Origin of the sequence: Antribacter gilvus (genome assembly GCF_003946865.1) — a bacterium.
Classification (GTDB): domain Bacteria; phylum Actinomycetota; class Actinomycetes; order Actinomycetales; family Cellulomonadaceae; genus Antribacter; species Antribacter gilvus.
Genome location: NZ_QXTH01000001.1, coordinates 697094 through 714657 on the forward strand (window position 1 = coordinate 697094; position 17564 = coordinate 714657).

A 17564-nucleotide genomic window follows, 5' to 3' on the forward strand; every position below is an offset into this window, starting at 1 on the left:
CCGTGCCAGTTCTTGCTCTCGACACCTCAGCAGCCGTCGCCGTCGCCCTGGTGGGCGAGGACGGGGCGCGCCTCGCCTCCCGCACGTCGGACGAGCGCCGCCGCCATGCGGAGTCGCTCGCGCCGCTCATCGCCGAGGTCCTGGCCGAGGCAGGGGTGGACCGTGCCGACCTGACCGCCGTGGTGGCGGGCACCGGCCCGGCGCCGTTCACCGGCCTCCGCGTGGGCCTCGTCACCGCCCGGACGCTCGCGCTCGCGCTGGGCATCCCCGTCCTCGGCGTACCCAGCCTGGACGCGCTCGCCGTGCAGGCGGTGAGCGACCTGGGCCTCCAGCCGGGCGACGAGGTGCTCGCCACGTCCGACGCACGCCGCCGCGAGGTCTACTGGGCCCGGTACCGGGTCGTCGCGCACGAGGGCGCCGGGGGCGTCCCGGTCGTGGAGACCGTCGCGGGGCCCGACGTCGCCCGGGCCGGGTTCGTCGCGCAGGCCCAGCTGGGCGAGGGGACGAGCGAGGCAGCGGGCACCGCCGCCGTGCACGTCGTGGGGGAGGGCGCGATGCTCTACCCCGACTTCCTGCCGGTCGCGGAGGACGCACCCCTCGTGCCCGACGCGACGGTGCTGGCCCGCATCGCGCTCGTGCGCCGCGCGCAGGGCCTCGACCAGCCGTCCGAGCCCCTGTACCTCCGCCGCCCGGACGTGCAGGAGCCCGTCGGCCGGGTGGTGCCCGCGACGGGAGCCTCTGCATGAGCGGCCCGGGCTGGGGCGGGCCGGCCGCCCGGGGTGCGCGACCGGCGTCGGGCATCGTGCTGCGACCGCTGCGCAACAGCGACTTCGACCGCGTGCTCGAGCTGGAGCGGGTGCTCTTCGGCCGGGGTGCCTGGACGTACGGGATGCTCGCCGACGAGCTGGCCGGCCTGGGTCGCTGGTACGTCGTGGCGGAGCCCGACCCCGAGGACGCGGTGGGGCCACAGCCGGTCGTCGGGTACGCCGGACTGTGGTTCGACGGCGACGTCGCGCAGGTGATGACCATCGGCGTCGACCCGGCGTGCCAGCGGCAGGGGGTCGGCAGGCTGCTGCTCGAGGCGCTCATCGACCGGTCGCGGGCCTTGCGGGCCGAGGCCGTGCTGCTGGAGGTCCGGGTCGACAACTGGGCCGCGCTCGCGATGTACGAGCGGTTCGGCTTCGAGCGGCTCGGCGTCCGCAAACGCTACTACCAGCCCGAGGACAAGGACGCGTACACGATGCGTCTGCCGTTGCGGTACGAGGACGAGCCGGTCGTGGGTGCGGGGCCGGGGGCCCAGCCGGGGCCGGGGCCGGGGGCCCAGCCGGGGCCGGGCGACGGGGTCGACCAGGACGGTCGGCCCGACCACGAGACAGGAGACGCCGCATGACGCGCGAGCTGGTGCTGATCGATGCCGAGGAGCTGGCGGCCGACCTGGGGCTCGGGGGCGGTCTGGGCCGCACCGACCCTGTGGAGGGAGCGCCGGTCGTGCTCGACGTCCGCTGGGCGCTGGGGATGACCGACGGCCACGCGCAGTACCTCTCGGGTCACGTGCCGGGGGCGGTCTACGTGGACCTGGAGACGGAGCTGGCCGCTCCGGCGTCGGCCGAGGAGGGCCGGCACCCGCTGCCGTCCGCCTCGGCGTTCCAGGCGGCGGCGCGCGGCTGGGGCGTGAGCGAGGGCTCGCGCGTGGTCGTGTACGACACGGTGGGCGGCACGTCCGCCGCACGCGCCTGGTGGCTCCTGCGGTACTTCGGGGTCGACGACGTGCGGATCCTGGACGGGGGGCTGCAGGGCTGGACGGCGGAGGGCCTCGGCACCGAGGTGGGCGAGGTCGAGCCCGAGCCGGGCGACGTCGTGGTCCAGCCGGGCGCGCTGCCCGTGCTCGACGCGGACCAGGCGGCGTCCCTGGCGGCGGGAGGTGGCCTGCTCCTCGACGCCCGCGCCGTGGAGCGATACCGCGGCGAGGTGGAGCCGGTCGACCCCCGGGCCGGGCACATCCCGGGCGCGATCAGCGCGCCCACCATGGGCAACCTGTCCGACGGCGGCCGCTTCCGCCCGCACCGCGAGCTCGTCGAGCGCTTCGCTGGGCTCGGGCTCCGGGCGGGCAGACCCGTCGCCGTGTACTGCGGCTCCGGCGTGACCGCGTCCCACGAGGTCGCGGTGCTCGCCACGCTGGGCGTCGAGGCCGCGCTCTACCCGGGCTCGTGGTCGCAGTGGTCGAACGACCCGGCCCGCCCGGCGGCGACGGGCGAGGCGGCCTGACCTCCTCTCCCCCGTCTGGCTGTGGTACGCAGATGGTCGCCTCCCGGACCCGGGAGGCGACCATCTGCGTACCACAGCCAGACGGACGGAAACTGGTGGCGGCAGGTAGTTGGCAAAACCAGGTAGCGGGCGTAGCCTTCTTCTATGACCGGTGACACACAGCTCCTCAAGGGCGTGCTGCCCATGCTCGTGCTCGGCGCCCTGCGCGCCCGGGGCGAGTCGTACGGGTACGAGCTCGTCACGACCCTCCGTCAGGCCGGCCTCGACGGCCTGACGACAGGGACGCTCTACCCGGTGCTCAACAGGCTCGAGCGGGACGGGTGGGTCAGCTCCCGCCTCGTCGCCTCCGCCGCGGGGCCCGCGCGCAAGTACTACACCCCCACCGACTCTGGCGCCGCCGAGCTCGCGCGCGCCCACGGTGCGTGGCTCGACCTCGCGGACGTCGTCGTCGGGCTGCTCGGTGCCCGGGCCGACGACGAACCCGCCGCCCGCTGACCGTCCCCATCCCACCTGGAGGAACTCATGGACACCGCCTTCACCCCCACCCGCTCCGCGACGTTCGGCGACCGGCTCCGGCTCGAGTGGTACCTGCTCCGCCTCGAGACCGCCCTGCAGGACTACCCCGGCCGGCGTCGGCGGCAGATCCTGCGCGAGCTCCGGGCCGAGCTGGCCGCCACGGCCCAGGAGACGGGCATGGCTACCGCACTCGCCGACCTGGGCCGCCCGGGCCGGCTCGCCGCGCAGTACCTGAGCGAGCTCGACGTCCCGACGCCGCGCTGGAACGACGGCGCTGTCGTCGCGGCCCTCGTCGCGTTCGGGCTGCCGCTCTACTTCTGGTTCGGCGTCGGGATCGGCGCCACCGAGGCGCTGGGCGTGGCGGGCAGCGGCGCGGCCGAGGTCTCGATCTTCGGCGTGACCCTGGACCTCGTGAACACGCCCGAGGAGCTCTCGGTCGCCTGGCAGGTCCACTGGGGCTGGGTGCTCGGGTGCGCCCTCGTGGGTGTCGTGGTGTTCCTCGTCGCCGCCCGCGCCTGGCGGGCGCTCGCGCGCTGACCTGTCAGACGGTCACGGTCGTCAGCGGCATCGACGAGTCCACCGGGATGTCGAGGGCCGACGGCGCCACGCCCGCCCGCACCACGGCCGAGCCGAGGGCCGCGATCATCGCCCCGTTGTCGGTGCAGTAGCGGATCGGCGGGATGCGGAGGTTGATCCCGGCCTCCGCGCAGCGCTTCGCGGCCATCTCCCGCAGCTGGGAGTTGGCCGAGAAGCCGCCGCCGACCACGAGGGTGTCGACGTCGTGCCGATGGCAGGCCGCGATCGTCTTGGCGGTCAGCACGTCGGCGACGGCCTCGGCGAACGACGCGGCGACGTCGGCCAGGGGGATCTCCTGGCCGACGTCGGTGCGCGCCTCGACCCAGCGCGCGACGGCGGTCTTGAGGCCCGAGAACGAGAAGTCGTATGCGTGCTTCTCCTGGTCCTTGCGGGCGGTGAGACCGCGGGGGAAGCGGATCGCGTGCGGGTCGCCCTCACGGGCCAGGCGATCCACGTGCGGCCCGCCGGGATAGGGCAGGCCCAGGAGGCGGCCGACCTTGTCGAACGCCTCGCCCGCGGCGTCGTCCAAGGTGGAGCCCAGCTCCGTCACCCGCGTGGCGACGTCCTCGACGAGGAGCAGGGAGCTGTGCCCGCCGCTGACGACGAGGGCCATGGTGCGCTCGGGGAACGGGCCCTCGACCAGCTGGTCCACCGCGGCGTGGCCGATGACGTGGTTGACGCCGTAGAGCGGTCTGTTGAGACCGATGGACAGGGCCTTGGCGGCGCTCGCGCCGATCGTCAGCGGCCCCACGAGGCCGGGGCCCGCGGTGACGGCGATGGCGTCGACCTCGCTGAGGTCCACGTCTGCCTCGCCCAGCGCCCGCTGGATCGTGGGCACCATCGCCTCGAGGTGGGCGCGGCTCGCGACCTCGGGGATGATCCCGCCGTAGCGGGCGTGCTCGTCCATCGAGCTCGCGACAGCGTCGACCAGGAGCTCGTTCCCGCGGACGAGAGCGATGCCGGTCTCGTCGCAGGAGGTCTCGATGCCGAGGACGAGGGGATCAGCCATGGACCCATTATCCCGCGTCCTGCGCTCGGGCGGTCCTCAGCCGAGAGGGCGGCCCGCCCGCATCTCCGCCACGAGGCCGTGCACCACGGCCTCCAGGTCGCCGTCGTGCCGGGCGGCCATCGCGCGCTGCCTCTGGTACGACGCTCCCGAGCGGAGGATGTCGCGCACGCCCGCCAGCTCGGCGCTGCAGCCGAGCCGCTCCGCGACCGGCTCGAGCTCGACCAGCAGCTTCCCCACTGAGTCCGTGACGAGCTCTTCCTCGCCGTCGGCGTCCGTGATGACGATCGCCTCCATGCCGTAGCGGGCCGCCCGCCACTTGTTCTCCCGGACGAACCAGTGCGGCATCGTGGGCAGGGTGCGCCCGTGGTCGAGCTGTGTGGACAGGTGCTCCACGAGGCAGTGCACCAGGGCGGCGAGGGCCAGGAGCTCCGCAAGGTTCGTGGGCCCGTCGCAGACGCGCACCTCGAGCGTCCCGTAGGTGGGCGACGGCCGGATGTCCCAGTGGATCTCGTTGAACTGGTCCACCACGCCCACGTGGAGCATGTCGCCGGCGTACGCCTCGAGCTCCTCCCAGCTGTCGAACTGGTAGGGCAGGCCGGCCGTCGGGATCTGCTGGAACAGGAGGGTGCGGGTCGAGGCGTAGCCGGTGTCGACCCCGCCCCAGTACGGCGACGACGCCGAGAGCGCCTGCAGGTGCGGAACGTAGGGCAGCAGACCGGCCAGGAGCGGCAGCGCCTTCGCGCGGTCCTCGACCCCCACGTGCACATGCAGCCCGTAGATCAGGAGCTGCCGGCCCCAGAACTGCGTGCGGTCGATGATGCGGGTGTAGCGGTCCTTGTCGGTGACCTTCTGCGCCTCCCAGCTCGCGAACGGGTGCGTCCCCGCGCACATCAGCTCGACGCGCTGGGGGTCGGTGATGCGGCGGATCTCCTCGACCGAGCGCTGCAGGTCCGCTCCCGCCTCGCCGACGGTGCGGCTCACGCCGCTGACCACCTCGACGGTGTTGCGGAGGAACTCGGACTTGAAGCGCGGGTGGTCGCCGTCGGGCGCGAGGGCCTCCAGCACCGTCCCGGCGGTCTGCCGCAGGTCTCCCGAGTCGGTGTCGACCAGGGCGAGCTCCCACTCCAGGCCGACCGTCGACCGCTCCGACCTGGCGAACGGCAGTCGCGCAGGCGTGCTCATCCACGGCCCCCGAGCGGCTCGACCACCAGGATCTGCTGCGATCCCGCGACCCGCGTGAGGATGATGGTGGCCTCTTCGCCGCCGGTCAGCACGAGCTGCGACCGGAGCTGCTCCGGCACCACGGCGGTCCCCCGCTTCTTGATGGTGATCCGGCCGACGTTGCGCTCACGGAGGTAGGCCTTGAGCCGCTTGAGCCCGAACGGCATCGTGTCGAGGACCCGGTACCCGGTCGCGACCGGTGCCTCGGCGCCCCCGTCGCCCGAGTGCAGGGCGGCCGGGTCGGTCGGGGGCAGCGCTCCCGGCGTGTCGGTCGTGATGTACGCGATCGTGGGGTCGACGAGCCGCCCGCCCAGCTCGGCGGCGACGTGCGCGACCAGGCCGGCCCGGATGATCGCGCCGTCCGGCTCGTAGAGGTACTGACCCACGGCGCCGACGTCCGGCACGACGACCGTGGCCGGGTCCTCCCGGACGGTACGGCTCAGGGTGTGCTCCTTGCCCTCGGCGTCCGTCACGGTGCGGAGCACCAGGGCGGACCGGCCGGGCCCCGCGGGCGCGAGGGGGCCGAACCAGAGGCCGGCCTCGACCACGTCGCCGTCGACGGAGACCCACTGCGTCTCCGCGTCGGCGGGCAGCCCCTCGTGGGGGATGCCCGGGCCGACCTTGATACCGACGGCCGGGACGACGTCCCGCAGCGCCCACACGGCGTCGAGCGGGGGAGCGTACGCGCGGGGGTCGAAGATGCGGGACCCGGCGCGGGTACGGCGTGCGGGGTCGGCGTAGACACCGTCGACGCCCTCGGCGAGCAGGTCGAGCGTGAGGCCGTCCGTGTGGCGTACCTCCGCCTCGGGGAAGTGGCGCAGGTTGACCGCGGCGATCGCCGCCGTCACCTCGTCCACGTCCGTGGCCAGCACGCGCAGGCCCGTGGCGGCGAACGTCATGGCGTCGGCGCCGACACCACAGGTCAGGTCGGCCACGAGGGTGGTGCCCGCGTCGCGGTACCGGCGGGCGTGCACGGCCGCGACCAGCAGCCGGGTGGCCTGCTCGAGTCCGTCGGGGGTGAAGAGCATCCCGTCGGCGAAGTCGCCGAACTTGGCCCGGGCCTTGGCGCGCAGGCGCGACTGGGTCAGCGCGGCTGCGGCGAGGTCCGGTGCGATGCCGCCCTCGCGCAGCCTGGTCGCGGTCCGCATGGCGAGTCGTTCGTCGTAGGGCGGGAGGGCGCCAAGCAGTGCCCAACCTTCCGGGCTGAGAAGTTTGCTCAGAATCGCCGCATCCATGGGCAGATCTTTCCATGCGAGTCGGGGGGCTGGCGAGACCTCGGGAGGGTCCTTTTCGCGAACTTTGCCTAACGGGGGTGGGTGGTTGGCGTTCTGGGGCCGTCCGAGTGCCGGTGGGGGCGTGCGCTCTGGAGCGTCCGGACCGGAGGCCCCGTCCCCCCAGCACATCACGGATCGGCCGTCGACCGCGAGACGGCTCGCATGTCGAAGGGGCCGGACGGTCACCGCCGCCCCGCGGATTGGCACTCGCCTTGACCGAGTGCTAGCGCCGACCTAGATTTGGGGGTGTCACCGCCGCCCCCGGCTCTGCCGGGCCGGCGGCGGTGCCGTGAGATGTTCCGTGCCCGCCGGCACCCGCGACGACGGCGGAACGCCGAACGCTCGACCCGCTCAGACAACCACCGCAGCTGATCAACGATCTGCTCACGAAAGAGGAGGTCCGACGTGTCGGTCCCCATCAAGCCGCTCGAGGACAGGATCGTGGTCAAGGCTCTCGAGGCCGAGACCACGACCGCTTCCGGCCTGGTCATCCCGGACACCGCCAAGGAGAAGCCCCAGGAGGGCGAGGTCCTGGCCGTGGGCCCGGGCCGCGTGGACGACAACGGCAACCGTGTGCCGCTGGACGTCACCGTGGGTGACAAGGTGATCTACTCGAAGTACGGCGGCACCGAGGTCAAGTACGCGGGTGAGGAGTACCTGGTGCTCTCCGCTCGCGACATCCTCGCCGTGGTCGTCAGCTGACGCTCGGCTCACAAGCCTGAGCGCGGCTCGCACCGCGATCGCCGAAGGCCCCGCACCGTCATGGTGCGGGGCCTTCGTGCGTCACGCGGAGGGCTCGTGCTGCGGACGTGCTCACTGCTACGTGCTGGGAATCAGGGTTGTCGGCTGCTCGCGAGGGGGCGCGGCACAGCCATCGGTGTGGTGCTCAGGCGCTGACAGCCTTGCCGGCCAGGATCGCGGCCCGCTCGTCCTCGCTCAGGCCGCCCCACACGCCGTAGGGCTCGCGCACCCGGAGCGACTGCTCCCGGCACTGCATCATCACGGGGCAGCTGCGGCAGATCGCCTTGGCTGCCTCTGCGCGGCGGCGCCTGGTGGAGCCCCGCTCGCCTTCTGGGTGGAAGAACAAGGTGTCGTCCGCATCGCGGCACGCCCCCTGGTACTGCCACTCCCACAGTTCCATCACCGGTCCGGGAAGCCTCGAGATCTCCGTCATGCCGAACAACCTACAAGTTGTGCAGAAGTTGTTCAAGGGGCGTGTCGAAGTGATCCGGACCGATTCGATCGTGACTGAAACGTGTCAAGGCTGGCTCGGTTTGTGACCGGATTTGTTCAGAACTGCAACGAATTGGCCGCAGTTCCGCGGCGCGCCGGGGTTCGCGGTGGCGACAGCCTGTCCCGCTCGGCAGAATCGAGGCATGACATCCTCGCGACCTGCCCCGTCCACGGGCGGGTCACGCGCGTCCAGTCCCGGCCTTGCTGTCGCTGCCGTAGCCAGGAGACTCGGGGTCGCTCCGGCGACCCTTCGTACCTGGGACCGCCGCTACGGGCTCGGGCCTTCGGGCCGCACCGCGGGCTCGCACCGCCGCTACACGCCCGACGACGTCGCGCGGCTCATGGTGATGCGCCGGCTGACGCTCGAGGGTCACGCGCCCGCGGACGCGGCGCAGCTCGCCAAGGAGGCCGGTGCCGAGGAGCTCATCACGGTCGGCGACCTGCGGGCCGACGCGGACGGACCCGACGCGCAGGACGACCGGCGCACCCCCGACCAGGGCGGGGCGCCGCTGACGGCACCGCCCGCCGTCCTCGGCGACCGGGGCCGTGGCGAGACGCCCGCCGAGGCCGGCCCGCCGGCGTCGGGCAGCGAGGAGGACACGATGCGGCGCGGGCACCTGCGTGCCCTGCCGGGCGGCGCGGGCGCCGGCGCCGTGGCCACCCTGCGGTCCGCGCCCGCCGGGCCGACGCCCGGCCGGCTGTCCGCGCTCGTGGACGCGGCGCTGGCCTACAACCGCACGTCGTGCGACGCCCTGCTGGCCCTCGGGCCGGACAGCGACCCCGCCGCCTGGTGGACCGAGCTGGTCGAGCCCGCGTGGCGTCGCGTGGCGGAGCGCACCGTCCTGGCGACGCCGGGCGAGGTCCCGGAGGTGGTGCTCGCCACGGCCGCCCTGCGGGCCCTGCGCAACTACACCGAGGAGTTCGAGCGGGCCATCGTCGAGGCGGGCGGCCCTCCGGCGAACCACCCGAGCAGGATGCGCAAGATCGTGCTGGTGTTCGCGGCGCCGGACGAGGTGGTGCCGCTGTCCGCGCACGCGCTCGCCGCGGCGCTGGCGGCACAGGGGTCGATGGCCAAGATCGTGACGGGGCCGGCGAGCACGCACCGCTCCGTGGAGCTCGTCACCATGGTCCGGCCCGCCGCCCTCGTCCTCGCCACCACCCAGGCGCGGCCCGATCTCGACGTGGTGCACGCCGTGCACGAGAGCTACCCCGAGCTGCCGATCTTCGTCGGCCTGCGACGGGACGCCGCCGCGTCGGACCTGCCGTTCGGGCCCACGGTGCAGCAGCTCCGGTCGTTCAACGGGCTGCTCCACGAGGTGCTCGCCGTCCTGCGGTGACCGGTTCGCGTGACGCACGCGACCTGTGGACCCCCTGGCCGGGTGCCAGGGGGCTCGGCGTAGACTCTTGACATGACGGACTCGACCTCTGGGGTGCCTGTGCGCGACCCGTTCGCCTTCCTCGGCCTCACGTACGACGACGTGCTGCTGCTGCCGAACGAGACCGACGTCATCCCCAGCGAGGTCGACACCACGTCGCGCCTGACCCGGGAGATCGACGTGCGGGTCCCGCTCCTCTCGGCCGCGATGGACACGGTGACCGAGTCGCGCATGGCGGTGGCCATGGCGCGGCAGGGCGGCATCGGGATCATCCACCGCAACCTGTCGATCGAGCGCCAGGCCAGCCACGTCGACCGCGTCAAGCGGTCGGAGTCCGGGATGATCACCGACCCTGTGACGGTCGGCCCCGAGGCCACCCTCGCCGAGCTGGACCGGCTGTGCGGCACCTACCGGGTGTCTGGTCTGCCGGTGGTCGAGCCCGACGGCAAGCTGGTCGGCATCATCACCAACCGCGACCTGCGCTTCGTGAACCAGGGCGACTTCGAGACCCGCAAGGTGCGCGAGGTCATGACGCAGATGCCGCTCGTGACCGCGCCCGTGGGCATCTCGCGGGACGACGCGGCGGCGCTGCTCGCCAAGCACAAGATCGAGAAGCTTCCCCTGGTGGACGGCATGGGCCACCTGCGCGGCCTGATCACCGTCAAGGACTTCACCAAGGCGGACCAGTACCCGCACGCCACCAAGGACGGCGAAGGCCGTCTGCGCGTGGGCGCGGCGATCGGGTTCTTCGGGGACGCGCTCGACCGTGCCGCCGCCCTGCGAGACGCGGGCGTGGACGTGCTGGTGGCCGACACGGCCAACGGCCATGCGCGCCTCCTGCTGGAGATGATCACCAAGCTCAAGAAGGACCCCGCGTTCGCGGGCGTGCAGGTCATCGGCGGCAACGTCGCCACGCGAGCGGGCGCCCAGGCGCTGGTCGACGCGGGCGCGGACGCCGTCAAGGTGGGCGTGGGCCCGGGTTCGATCTGCACCACGCGCGTCGTCGCGGGCGTGGGCGTGCCGCAGGTCACGGCCATCTACGAGGCGTCCCTCGCCGCGCGGCCCGCGGGCGTCCCGGTGATCGGCGACGGCGGCCTGCAGTACTCGGGCGACATCGCGAAGGCCCTCGTGGCCGGCGCCGACACCGTGATGCTGGGCTCGCTGCTCGCCGGCTGCGACGAGTCGCCGGGCGACCTGGTGTTCGTCAACGGCAAGCAGTTCAAGCACTACCGCGGCATGGGCTCGCTCGGGGCCATGGCCTCGCGCGGCAAGAAGTCGTACTCGAAGGACCGCTACTTCCAGGCGGACGTGGTGGCCGACGACAAGATCGTCCCCGAGGGCATCGAGGGGCAGGTCCCGTACCGCGGTCCGCTCTCCGCCGTGGCCTACCAGCTCGTAGGCGGGCTGCACCAGTCGATGTTCTACGTGGGCGCGCACACCATCCCGGAGCTGCAGGAGCGCGGGCACTTCGTGCGCATCACGGCCGCCGGCCTCAAGGAGTCGCACCCGCACGACATCCAGATGACGGTGGAGGCGCCCAACTACGGGCGCGGCTGACCAGACGCAAGAGTGATCCCTGCCAGGCTCCGGCGAGAGAGCCTGGCAGGGATCACTGCGCTCACGGTATCAGTCCCGGAACGTCTCGATGTGCGCGCCCAGCTCGATGAGGCGCTCGGTGAGCTGCTCGTAGCCGCGGGCGATGATGTCGACGCCGCGCAGCTCGGAGGTGCCCTTCGAGGCGAGCATGCCGAGCAGGATGACGACGGCGGGCCGCAGGGCGGGCGGGCAGCTGATCTCGGCGCCCGAGAACCGGGTGGGGCCCGTGACCTGGAGCCGGTGCGCGTCGAGCAGCCGCACGTCGGCACCCAGGCGCGTCAGGTCGGTGAGGTGCACCGCGCGGCCCTCGTAGACCCAGTCGTGGATCAGCGTGGTGCCGGTGGCGCACGCGGCGATCACGGCGAAGAACGGCAGGTTGTCGATGTTCAGGCCGGGGAACGGCATGGGGTGGATCTTGTCGATCGGGGCCCGGAGCGTGCTCGGGTGCACCGTGACGTCCACGAGCCGGGTGCGGCCGTTGCGGGCGAGGTACTCGTCGCTCAGCGTGTACTGCAGGCCCATCTCGCTCAACGTGGCGAGCTCGATCTCCATGAACTCGATCGGGACCCGCGCGACGGTGATCTCCGACCCCGTGACGATCCCGGCGGTGAGAAGGCTCATCGCCTCGACCGGGTCCTCGGAGACGGCGTACTCCACGTCGGCGTCGATCCGCGGCCGGCCGTGGACGCGGAGCGTCGTGGTCCCGATGCCGTCGATCTTGACGCCCAGCAGCTCGAGGTAGAAGCACAGGTCCTGGACCATGTAGTTCGAGCTGGCGTTGCGGATGGTGGTGACGCCGTCGCGTCCCGCCGCGGCCATCAGGGCGTTCTCGGTGACCGTGTCGCCGCGCTCGGTGAGCACGATCGACAGGTCGCCGCTCGCCGGGGAGACGGTCGCGTGGTAGCGGTTCGCCGTGGCCGTGACATCCAGGCCGAAGGGCCGCAGGGCGATCATGTGCGGCTCGACGGTGCGGGTGCCGAGGTCGCAGCCCCCGGCGTAGGGGAGCTCGAACCGCTCCTCGGTGCCGAGCAGCGGGCCGAAGAACATGATGATCGAGCGGGTGCGGACCGCCGCGTCGACGTCGATCCTGCTCAGGTCCAGCGTGGCGGGCCGGACGACCTCCAGGTCCCGCCCGTCGGCGGACCACTCGGCGCGCACGCCCACGGACCGGAGCACGTCGACGATGCGGTCGACCTCGACGATGCGGGCCACGCCGCGCAGCACGGTGCGGCCGCTGTTGAGGAGCGACGCGCACAGCAGAGCGACCGCGCCGTTCTTGGAGGAGTTCACCTCGATGCGGCCGGAGAGCTGGTGGCCGCCCTCGACGCGGAGGTGCGAGTGCTTGGGCGCACCCACGCTGATGAGTGCCGACTCGAGGGCCGCGCTGATCCGGCCGATCATCTCGAGGCTGAGGTTCTGCTGGCCCTGCTCGATCCGGTGCACCGCGCTCTGACTGGTTCCCAGCCGTTCGGCGAGCTGTGCCTGGGTGAGTCCCCGGTGCCGGCGGGCGGAGCGGACGAGCCCTCCGACCTGCGCGGCGTCCACCGTAGGAATCTCGCTGACGGTCGTCGTACCGATGGTCATGACAACGAGCGTATCTCACGTATGAGATACGCTCGCGTCAGGTTCGCGAAGATGGCCGTGACCTGCGATGCGCTTATGCGCTCCGTGCGTTCTGGACCGGCCAGAGTCCCGAGGCGCCGGGCCCGTCGAGGCCCTGCCGGGTCCGCCACTCGTTGAAGCCCTCGGCCCACTCGCGGTGTGCGCCCGCCTGCTCGTGATGAAGCTCGAGCAGCGACATCTCGGCGAGCTCGGGGAACCGGCGCACCAGCGCCTGCAGCACGTCCAGCGTGGCGAGCACGTCCACGTCCGCGGAGTGCAGGTCGCCCTCGTTGGTCACGCCGTACCACTCGCTCAGGTCACCGAGGCGGCGCTTGCCCTGCCGGAAGCGGTCCTTCCACCGGTCGATGACGAGCGGGTCGACCACGGGCCCCACCGAGGTGCCGAGCCGTTCCGGCAGCGTCGGCAGGCCGTGCCGGGTCAGCTCGGCGTCGAGGAGGGACAGGTCGAACGCGGCGTTGTACGCGACGACGGGCACCCCCTGCCGGAGGTGGAGCGCCAGCTCGGCGGCGATCTCCTCGAGCGCCTTGCGCGGCTCCTCGCCGTGGGCGCGTGCGTGCTCGGTCGTGATCCCGTGGATCGCGGCCGCCTCCTCGGGGATCTCCACCCCCGGGTCGAGCAGCCAGGTGCGCACGTCCGTGCTCACCCCCGGCACGCGCAGCACGAGCGCGGCCGTGACGATGCGGTCGCCTGCGACGTCGACCCCCGTGGTCTCCGTGTCGAAGCCCAGCAGCGGCCCCCGTGTCCAGTCCTGGTCCATCGGTGCGCTCCTCCCCGTTCGTGTGATCTACGCCGCGTCGGCGCCCGTCCGTGCAGGTGACCGGCGGTCTTGGTGCCCCGTCCGGTCTCTGCACCCCGAACTGTGCCACCCGTCACCGACATCCACGGCCGCTGCCCTCCCGGGTCGGTACGCTGTCCCGGTGAGCAACGAGATCGAGATCGGACGTGGCAAGCGCGGGCGGCGCGCCTTCTCCTTCGACGACATCGCGGTGGTGCCGTCCCGCCGTACCCGCGACCCGAAGGACGTCACGGTCGGCTGGCAGATCGACGCGTACCACTTCGACCTGCCGATCGTCGCGGCACCCATGGACTCGGTGATGAGCCCGGCCACCGCCGTGGCGCTGGGCCGCGCGGGCGGCCTGGGGGTCCTGGACCTCGAGGGTCTCTGGACGCGGTACGAGGCGCCGGAGCGTCTGCTCGAGGAGATCGCGCAGCTGCCGGCCGGCGAGGCCACCCGGCGCATGCAGGAGATCTACGCCGAGCCGGTCAAGCCGGAGCTCATCACGGAGCGCCTGCGCGAGGTCCGCGCCTCCGGCGTCACCGTCGCCGGCGCGCTGTCGCCGCAGCGCACGCAGGAGTTCTACAAGACCGTGGTGGACGCGGGCGTGGACCTGTTCGTCATCCGCGGCACCACCGTCTCGGCGGAGCACGTGAGCGGCAACGCCGAGCCGCTGAACCTCAAGCGCTTCATCTACGAGCTCGACGTCCCGGTCGTCGTGGGCGGCGCGTCCACGTACACGGCGGCGCTGCACCTCATGCGCACGGGAGCGGCCGGCGTGCTGGTCGGCTTCGGTGGTGGCGCAGCGCACACCACGCGCGTCAGCCTGGGCATCCACGCGCCGATGGCCACCGCGGTGGCCGACGTCGCCGCTGCCCGCCGCGACTACCTCGACGAGTCGGGCGGCCGCTACGTCCACGTGATCGCCGACGGCGGCGTGGGCCGCTCCGGCGACATCGTCAAGGCCGTGGCCTGCGGAGCGGACGCCGTCATGCTCGGTGCCGCGCTCGCCCGTGCCACCGAGGCGCCGGGCAAGGGCTGGCACTGGGGCCCTGAGGCGCACCACGCCCAGCTCCCGCGGGGCGAGCGGGTCGAGGTCGGGACGGTGGGCTCGCTCGAGGAGATCCTCTTCGGGCCGGGTCAGCAGGCGGACGGCACGCTGAACCTCGTCGGCGCGCTCCGGCGCGCCATGGCCACCACGGGCTACTCCGACCTCAAGGAGTTCCAGCGGGTCGAGGTCGTGGTCTCGCCCTACCAGCCGCGATGACGGTGGCGGCCGACGGCGGCCCGGTCGTCGCGGGCATCGCGTTCCGCGAGATCGCGGACGCGGACGTGGAGCCGGTGGTCGCGCTCTGGCGCGACTGCGGGCTCACGCGCCCCTGGAACGACCCGTACCGCGACGTGGCGGACGCCCGGACCGGCGAGACCTCGACGATCCTGGTGGCGCGTGACGGAGGCGCCGTCGTGGCGACGGTGATGGCGGGGCTCGACGGGCACCGCGGGTGGCTCTACTACGTCGCGGTCGCTCCCGGCCGCCAGGGCGCCGGTCTCGGCCGTGCCGCGGTCGTCGCGGGCGAGGCCTGGCTGGCGGCCCAGGGGGCGCGGAAGGTGCAGCTCATGGTCCGGACCTCGAACACAGAGGTGGTCGCGTTCTACGAACGTCTCGGCTACGCGGACCAGGAGACGACGGTCCTGGGGCGCTGGTTCGACCGTTCATGACGCCCCGGGGTGCCCGGAGCAACTGGTAAAAGTTTTTCATTCTGATGGGGCTACGGGGCCCAGGCTTTTGCGCGTAGGGTGGCGGCCATGATCGACGACGCAGCAGTCGGAAGTGTGATCGACCCGGAGCAGCCGGAGGCCACCTACGTGCTCGAGCCGGACGTCGTCGCACCGCTCGTCGCTCGCGTCGTCACGTCACACGAGGCGGGGACCCACCGGTCCATCTGCCCGTTCACGGGGGCGCCCCTGGCGACCTTCTCCCTCTCGTCGCCCGCTGACGTGGCCGGCGCGGTGGAGCGGGCCCGGGCCGCGCAGCGTTCCTGGGCGCACGTCCCGGTGCGGGAGCGGGCGGGCGTGCTGGGGAGGTTCGGGCGCATCGTCCTGGACCGCCAGTCGGAGGTGCTGGACCTCATCCAGATGGAGGTCGGCAAGTCCCGGCGGTCGGCGTTCGAGGAGGTCGCGGACGCGGCGCAGCTGGCGCGGCACTTCGCGGTACGCGGCCCGCGCTATCTCGCGCCCCGGCGGCTGGCGGGCATGCTCCCGCTGCTCACCGGCGTGCGCGTGCACCGCCGTCCGGTCGGGGTCGTGGGCGTCATCGCGCCCTGGAACTACCCGCTCACCCTGGCGCTCTCCGAGACGCTGCCCGCGCTGCTCGCGGGTGACGCGGTGGTGCTCAAGCCCGACCCGCAGACCACCCTCACCGCCCTCTGGGTCGCCGAGGTGCTCGAGGACGCAGGCCTCCCGGCCGGGCTGTTCCAGGTCGTCGCCGGGGGTGGGGACGTCGGGGCGGAGCTGATCGAGCACGTGGACCACGTCGCGTTCACCGGCTCCACCGCCACCGGCCGCAAGGTCGCGGCCCGTGCGGGGGAGCGGCTGGTGGGCGCCACGCTGGAGCTCGGCGGCAAGAATCCGCTGTACGTCGCCGCGGACGCGGACGTCCGGACGGCGGTGCCGTCGGTGATCCGCGCGTGCTTCGCCAGCTCGGGCCAGATGTGCCTGTCGGCGGAGCGGCTCGTGCTCCACGAGGACGTCGCCGACGAGTTCCTGGCGCGGTTCGTCCCCGCGGTGCGCGCGCTGCGGCTCGGTGCGGGCCTGGACTACTCCGCCGACATGGGGTCGCTCGTCTCCGCCGATCAGCTCGCGAAGGTCGAGGCGCACGTGGACGACGCCCTCGCCCTCGGGGCCCGGGTGCTCGCGGGCGGCGTGCACCGCAGCGACATCGGGCCGTACTTCTACGCCCCCACGATCCTCGACGACGTTCCGAGCGCCGCGCTGTGCACGCGCGAGGAGACGTTCGGGCCCGTCGTGTCGGTCACCCGCGTGGCGTCGGACGACGAGGCCGTCCGCGTCATGAACCAGACCGAGTACGGGCTGCACGCCTCCGTGTACTCCACCGACGTCGCCCGGGCCCGCCGGATCGCGGCGCGCGTCGAGGCCGGCTCGGTCGCGATCAACGACGGCTACGCGCTCCTCTGGGGCTCGGTCTCGGCCCCCCTCGGCGGGTGGAAGTCCTCCGGACTGGGCCGGCGGCACGGCGCGGCGTCGATCGAGGCGCTGACGGAGGCCCAGACGATCGTCGTCGACCGGGGGGCCCGGATCGGCGTCACCCTCGACGCGCTCTACGGCCTCGACGAGGGTCGCCCGAGCGAGCTGCTCACCTCGGCCCTGCACCTGATGCGGCGGCTCCGCCTGCGCTGACCGGCCTGCGCCGGGCCTGCGCCGGCCGGCCCGCGCCGAGACCTACGCGCCGACCAGCGGTCGCACCGCTGCCTTCCAGCTCGCGGGCAGCTCGCGGACGTGCCACCACGCCGACTTCAGGGGCAGCACGCTTGTGGCGCTGACCCCCAGACCCACGGCGTCCAGACCGGCCTCGACGCACGAGTACAGGGTGCGCCGCAGGTGGTAGTCCTGCGTGACGACCACCGCGCTCCGCACCCCGAACACGTCGTGGGCGCGGCGGCACGTGGCGGTGGTGTTGAACCCCTCGCCGTCGAGGACCAGCACGTCCTCGGGAACGCCCTGGCTCACGGCGTAGTCGCGCATCGAGGCGGGCTCGTCGTACCGGGTGCCGTCGGCTCGGGTGTGCGCGTCGCCGCTGAGGATGACCGTCTGCGCGACCCCCGCCTCGTACAGGGCGACCGCCCCGTCCACCCGGCGGCGCAGGAAGGTGGACGGGGTGCCGTCCTCCCTCAGCCCGGCGCCGAGGACCACGATCGCGTCCACCTTCTCGACGCCCTGGACGCTCGCCCGGACGCGGGACTGCCCCACGCCCTGCACCCAGGCGACGGGCACGGCGAACGCGAGGGCGAGCACGGCAAGGACGATCAGCGCGATCTTCACGGTCGGCACGCTACCCGGTCGGACGAGGTCACTATCTCGGC

The 17564-nt window shown here is 73.0% G+C and carries 18 protein-coding genes; 11 read left to right on the forward strand and 7 right to left on the reverse strand.

From position 1 onward, the window contains the following. Nucleotides 1-2 precede the first annotated feature (2 nt). From tsaB to D1350_RS23550, 5 genes are all read left to right on the forward strand, one after another. Complete coding sequence (tsaB, locus tag D1350_RS03040; RefSeq protein ID WP_125773665.1) at nucleotides 3-746, forward strand: tRNA (adenosine(37)-N6)-threonylcarbamoyltransferase complex dimerization subunit type 1 TsaB; 744 nt, start codon at nucleotides 3-5, stop codon at nucleotides 744-746. Further along, nucleotides 743-1390 (forward strand): ribosomal protein S18-alanine N-acetyltransferase, encoded by a 648-nt coding sequence (gene rimI / locus D1350_RS03045; RefSeq protein ID WP_125773667.1) that lies wholly within the window; start codon nucleotides 743-745, stop codon nucleotides 1388-1390. The genes tsaB and rimI overlap by 4 nt, the downstream gene beginning before the upstream one ends. Further along, entirely contained in the window at nucleotides 1387-2265 is an 879-nt protein-coding gene (locus D1350_RS03050; protein ID WP_125773669.1) for a sulfurtransferase, read from the forward strand. Before rimI ends, D1350_RS03050 begins: the two co-directional genes overlap by 4 nt. A gap of 144 nt (nucleotides 2266-2409) precedes the next feature. After that, nucleotides 2410-2760, forward strand: a complete 351-nt coding sequence (locus D1350_RS03055) for a PadR family transcriptional regulator (RefSeq protein WP_206074394.1) — start codon at nucleotides 2410-2412, stop codon at nucleotides 2758-2760. Nucleotides 2761-2787: 27 nt separating this feature from the next. Then, entirely contained in the window at nucleotides 2788-3318 is a 531-nt protein-coding gene (locus D1350_RS23550) for an HAAS signaling domain-containing protein (RefSeq protein ID WP_164544999.1), read from the forward strand. Between the two features lie 4 nt (nucleotides 3319-3322). On the opposite strand, the gene tsaD is transcribed toward D1350_RS23550, so the two are convergent. Genes tsaD through D1350_RS03075 form a run of 3 tightly spaced genes read right to left on the reverse strand, consistent with a single transcriptional unit; the run spans nucleotide 3323 to nucleotide 6822 of the window. Then, the gene (tsaD, locus tag D1350_RS03065) at nucleotides 3323-4366 is read right to left on the reverse strand and encodes a tRNA (adenosine(37)-N6)-threonylcarbamoyltransferase complex transferase subunit TsaD (RefSeq protein WP_125773671.1); all 1044 of its coding nucleotides are present in this window, start codon (nucleotides 4364-4366) and stop codon (nucleotides 3323-3325) included. Nucleotides 4367-4402: 36 nt separating this feature from the next. Further along, entirely contained in the window at nucleotides 4403-5548 is a 1146-nt protein-coding gene (locus D1350_RS03070) for a glutamate--cysteine ligase (RefSeq protein ID WP_125773673.1), read from the reverse strand. Next, entirely contained in the window at nucleotides 5545-6822 is a 1278-nt protein-coding gene (locus D1350_RS03075) for a class I SAM-dependent methyltransferase (protein ID WP_125773675.1), read from the reverse strand. The genes D1350_RS03070 and D1350_RS03075 overlap by 4 nt, the downstream gene beginning before the upstream one ends. A 444-nt stretch (nucleotides 6823-7266) precedes the next feature. On the opposite strand from D1350_RS03075, the gene groES reads away from it, so the two are divergent. Beyond that, a complete protein-coding gene (groES, locus tag D1350_RS03080; RefSeq protein WP_125773677.1) occupies nucleotides 7267-7563 on the forward strand; it encodes a co-chaperone GroES in 297 nt (98 codons plus the stop codon). Between the two features lie 184 nt (nucleotides 7564-7747). On the opposite strand, the gene D1350_RS03085 is transcribed toward groES, so the two are convergent. Then, entirely contained in the window at nucleotides 7748-8035 is a 288-nt protein-coding gene (locus D1350_RS03085) for a WhiB family transcriptional regulator (RefSeq protein ID WP_125773679.1), read from the reverse strand. A 202-nt stretch (nucleotides 8036-8237) separates the two neighbouring features. Between D1350_RS03085 and D1350_RS03090 the strand changes: the two genes are divergently transcribed. Continuing rightward, nucleotides 8238-9431: a MerR family transcriptional regulator gene (locus tag D1350_RS03090; RefSeq protein ID WP_125773681.1), complete on the forward strand. Its 1194-nt coding sequence runs from the start codon at nucleotides 8238-8240 to the stop codon at nucleotides 9429-9431. 72 nt (nucleotides 9432-9503) lie between these two features. Further along, nucleotides 9504-11027 carry an IMP dehydrogenase gene (gene guaB / locus D1350_RS03095; protein ID WP_125773683.1) on the forward strand — a complete coding sequence of 508 codons (1524 nt, stop codon included), beginning with the start codon at nucleotides 9504-9506 and terminating at the stop codon, nucleotides 11025-11027. Nucleotides 11028-11096: 69 nt separating this feature from the next. Here the strand turns inward: guaB and D1350_RS03100 are convergent, their stop codons facing one another. Continuing rightward, entirely contained in the window at nucleotides 11097-12650 is a 1554-nt protein-coding gene (locus D1350_RS03100; RefSeq protein WP_125773685.1) for a helix-turn-helix domain-containing protein, read from the reverse strand. 73 nt (nucleotides 12651-12723) lie between these two features. Then, on the reverse strand, nucleotides 12724-13446 hold the full coding sequence (locus tag D1350_RS03105) for an exonuclease domain-containing protein (protein WP_125773687.1): 723 nt from the start codon (nucleotides 13444-13446) through the stop codon (nucleotides 12724-12726). Nucleotides 13447-13606: 160 nt separating this feature from the next. On the opposite strand from D1350_RS03105, the gene D1350_RS03110 reads away from it, so the two are divergent. The 3 genes from D1350_RS03110 to D1350_RS03120 all read left to right on the forward strand — a co-directional run bounded on the left by D1350_RS03110 (nucleotide 13607) and on the right by D1350_RS03120 (nucleotide 16881). Further along, nucleotides 13607-14731, forward strand: a complete 1125-nt coding sequence (locus tag D1350_RS03110; protein ID WP_125773689.1) for a GuaB3 family IMP dehydrogenase-related protein — start codon at nucleotides 13607-13609, stop codon at nucleotides 14729-14731. After that, nucleotides 14728-15183, forward strand: a complete 456-nt coding sequence (locus D1350_RS03115) for a GNAT family acetyltransferase (protein ID WP_125773691.1) — start codon at nucleotides 14728-14730, stop codon at nucleotides 15181-15183. Before D1350_RS03110 ends, D1350_RS03115 begins: the two co-directional genes overlap by 4 nt. Nucleotides 15184-15270: 87 nt before the next feature. Next, nucleotides 15271-16881 (forward strand): succinic semialdehyde dehydrogenase, encoded by a 1611-nt coding sequence (locus tag D1350_RS03120; protein ID WP_125773693.1) that lies wholly within the window; start codon nucleotides 15271-15273, stop codon nucleotides 16879-16881. 42 nt (nucleotides 16882-16923) lie between these two features. On the opposite strand, the gene D1350_RS03125 is transcribed toward D1350_RS03120, so the two are convergent. Next, the gene (locus tag D1350_RS03125; RefSeq protein ID WP_164545000.1) at nucleotides 16924-17523 is read right to left on the reverse strand and encodes a SanA/YdcF family protein; all 600 of its coding nucleotides are present in this window, start codon (nucleotides 17521-17523) and stop codon (nucleotides 16924-16926) included. Between the last annotated feature and the right edge of the window lie 41 nt (nucleotides 17524-17564).

Coding starts and splice junctions, on each gene's coding strand:
- rimI (WP_125773667.1), top strand. CDS start 743: ATGAGCGGCCCGGGCTGGGGCGGGCCGGCCGCCCGGGGTGCGCGACCG.
- D1350_RS03050 (WP_125773669.1), top strand. CDS start 1,387: ATGACGCGCGAGCTGGTGCTGATCGATGCCGAGGAGCTGGCGGCCGAC.
- D1350_RS03055 (WP_206074394.1), top strand. CDS start 2,410: ATGACCGGTGACACACAGCTCCTCAAGGGCGTGCTGCCCATGCTCGTG.
- D1350_RS23550 (WP_164544999.1), top strand. CDS start 2,788: ATGGACACCGCCTTCACCCCCACCCGCTCCGCGACGTTCGGCGACCGG.
- tsaD (WP_125773671.1), bottom strand. CDS start 4,366: ATGGCTGATCCCCTCGTCCTCGGCATCGAGACCTCCTGCGACGAGACC.
- D1350_RS03070 (WP_125773673.1), bottom strand. CDS start 5,548: ATGAGCACGCCTGCGCGACTGCCGTTCGCCAGGTCGGAGCGGTCGACG.
- D1350_RS03075 (WP_125773675.1), bottom strand. CDS start 6,822: ATGGATGCGGCGATTCTGAGCAAACTTCTCAGCCCGGAAGGTTGGGCA.
- D1350_RS03085 (WP_125773679.1), bottom strand. CDS start 8,035: ATGACGGAGATCTCGAGGCTTCCCGGACCGGTGATGGAACTGTGGGAG.
- D1350_RS03090 (WP_125773681.1), top strand. CDS start 8,238: ATGACATCCTCGCGACCTGCCCCGTCCACGGGCGGGTCACGCGCGTCC.
- guaB (WP_125773683.1), top strand. CDS start 9,504: ATGACGGACTCGACCTCTGGGGTGCCTGTGCGCGACCCGTTCGCCTTC.
- D1350_RS03100 (WP_125773685.1), bottom strand. CDS start 12,650: ATGACCATCGGTACGACGACCGTCAGCGAGATTCCTACGGTGGACGCC.
- D1350_RS03105 (WP_125773687.1), bottom strand. CDS start 13,446: ATGGACCAGGACTGGACACGGGGGCCGCTGCTGGGCTTCGACACGGAG.
- D1350_RS03115 (WP_125773691.1), top strand. CDS start 14,728: ATGACGGTGGCGGCCGACGGCGGCCCGGTCGTCGCGGGCATCGCGTTC.
- D1350_RS03120 (WP_125773693.1), top strand. CDS start 15,271: ATGATCGACGACGCAGCAGTCGGAAGTGTGATCGACCCGGAGCAGCCG.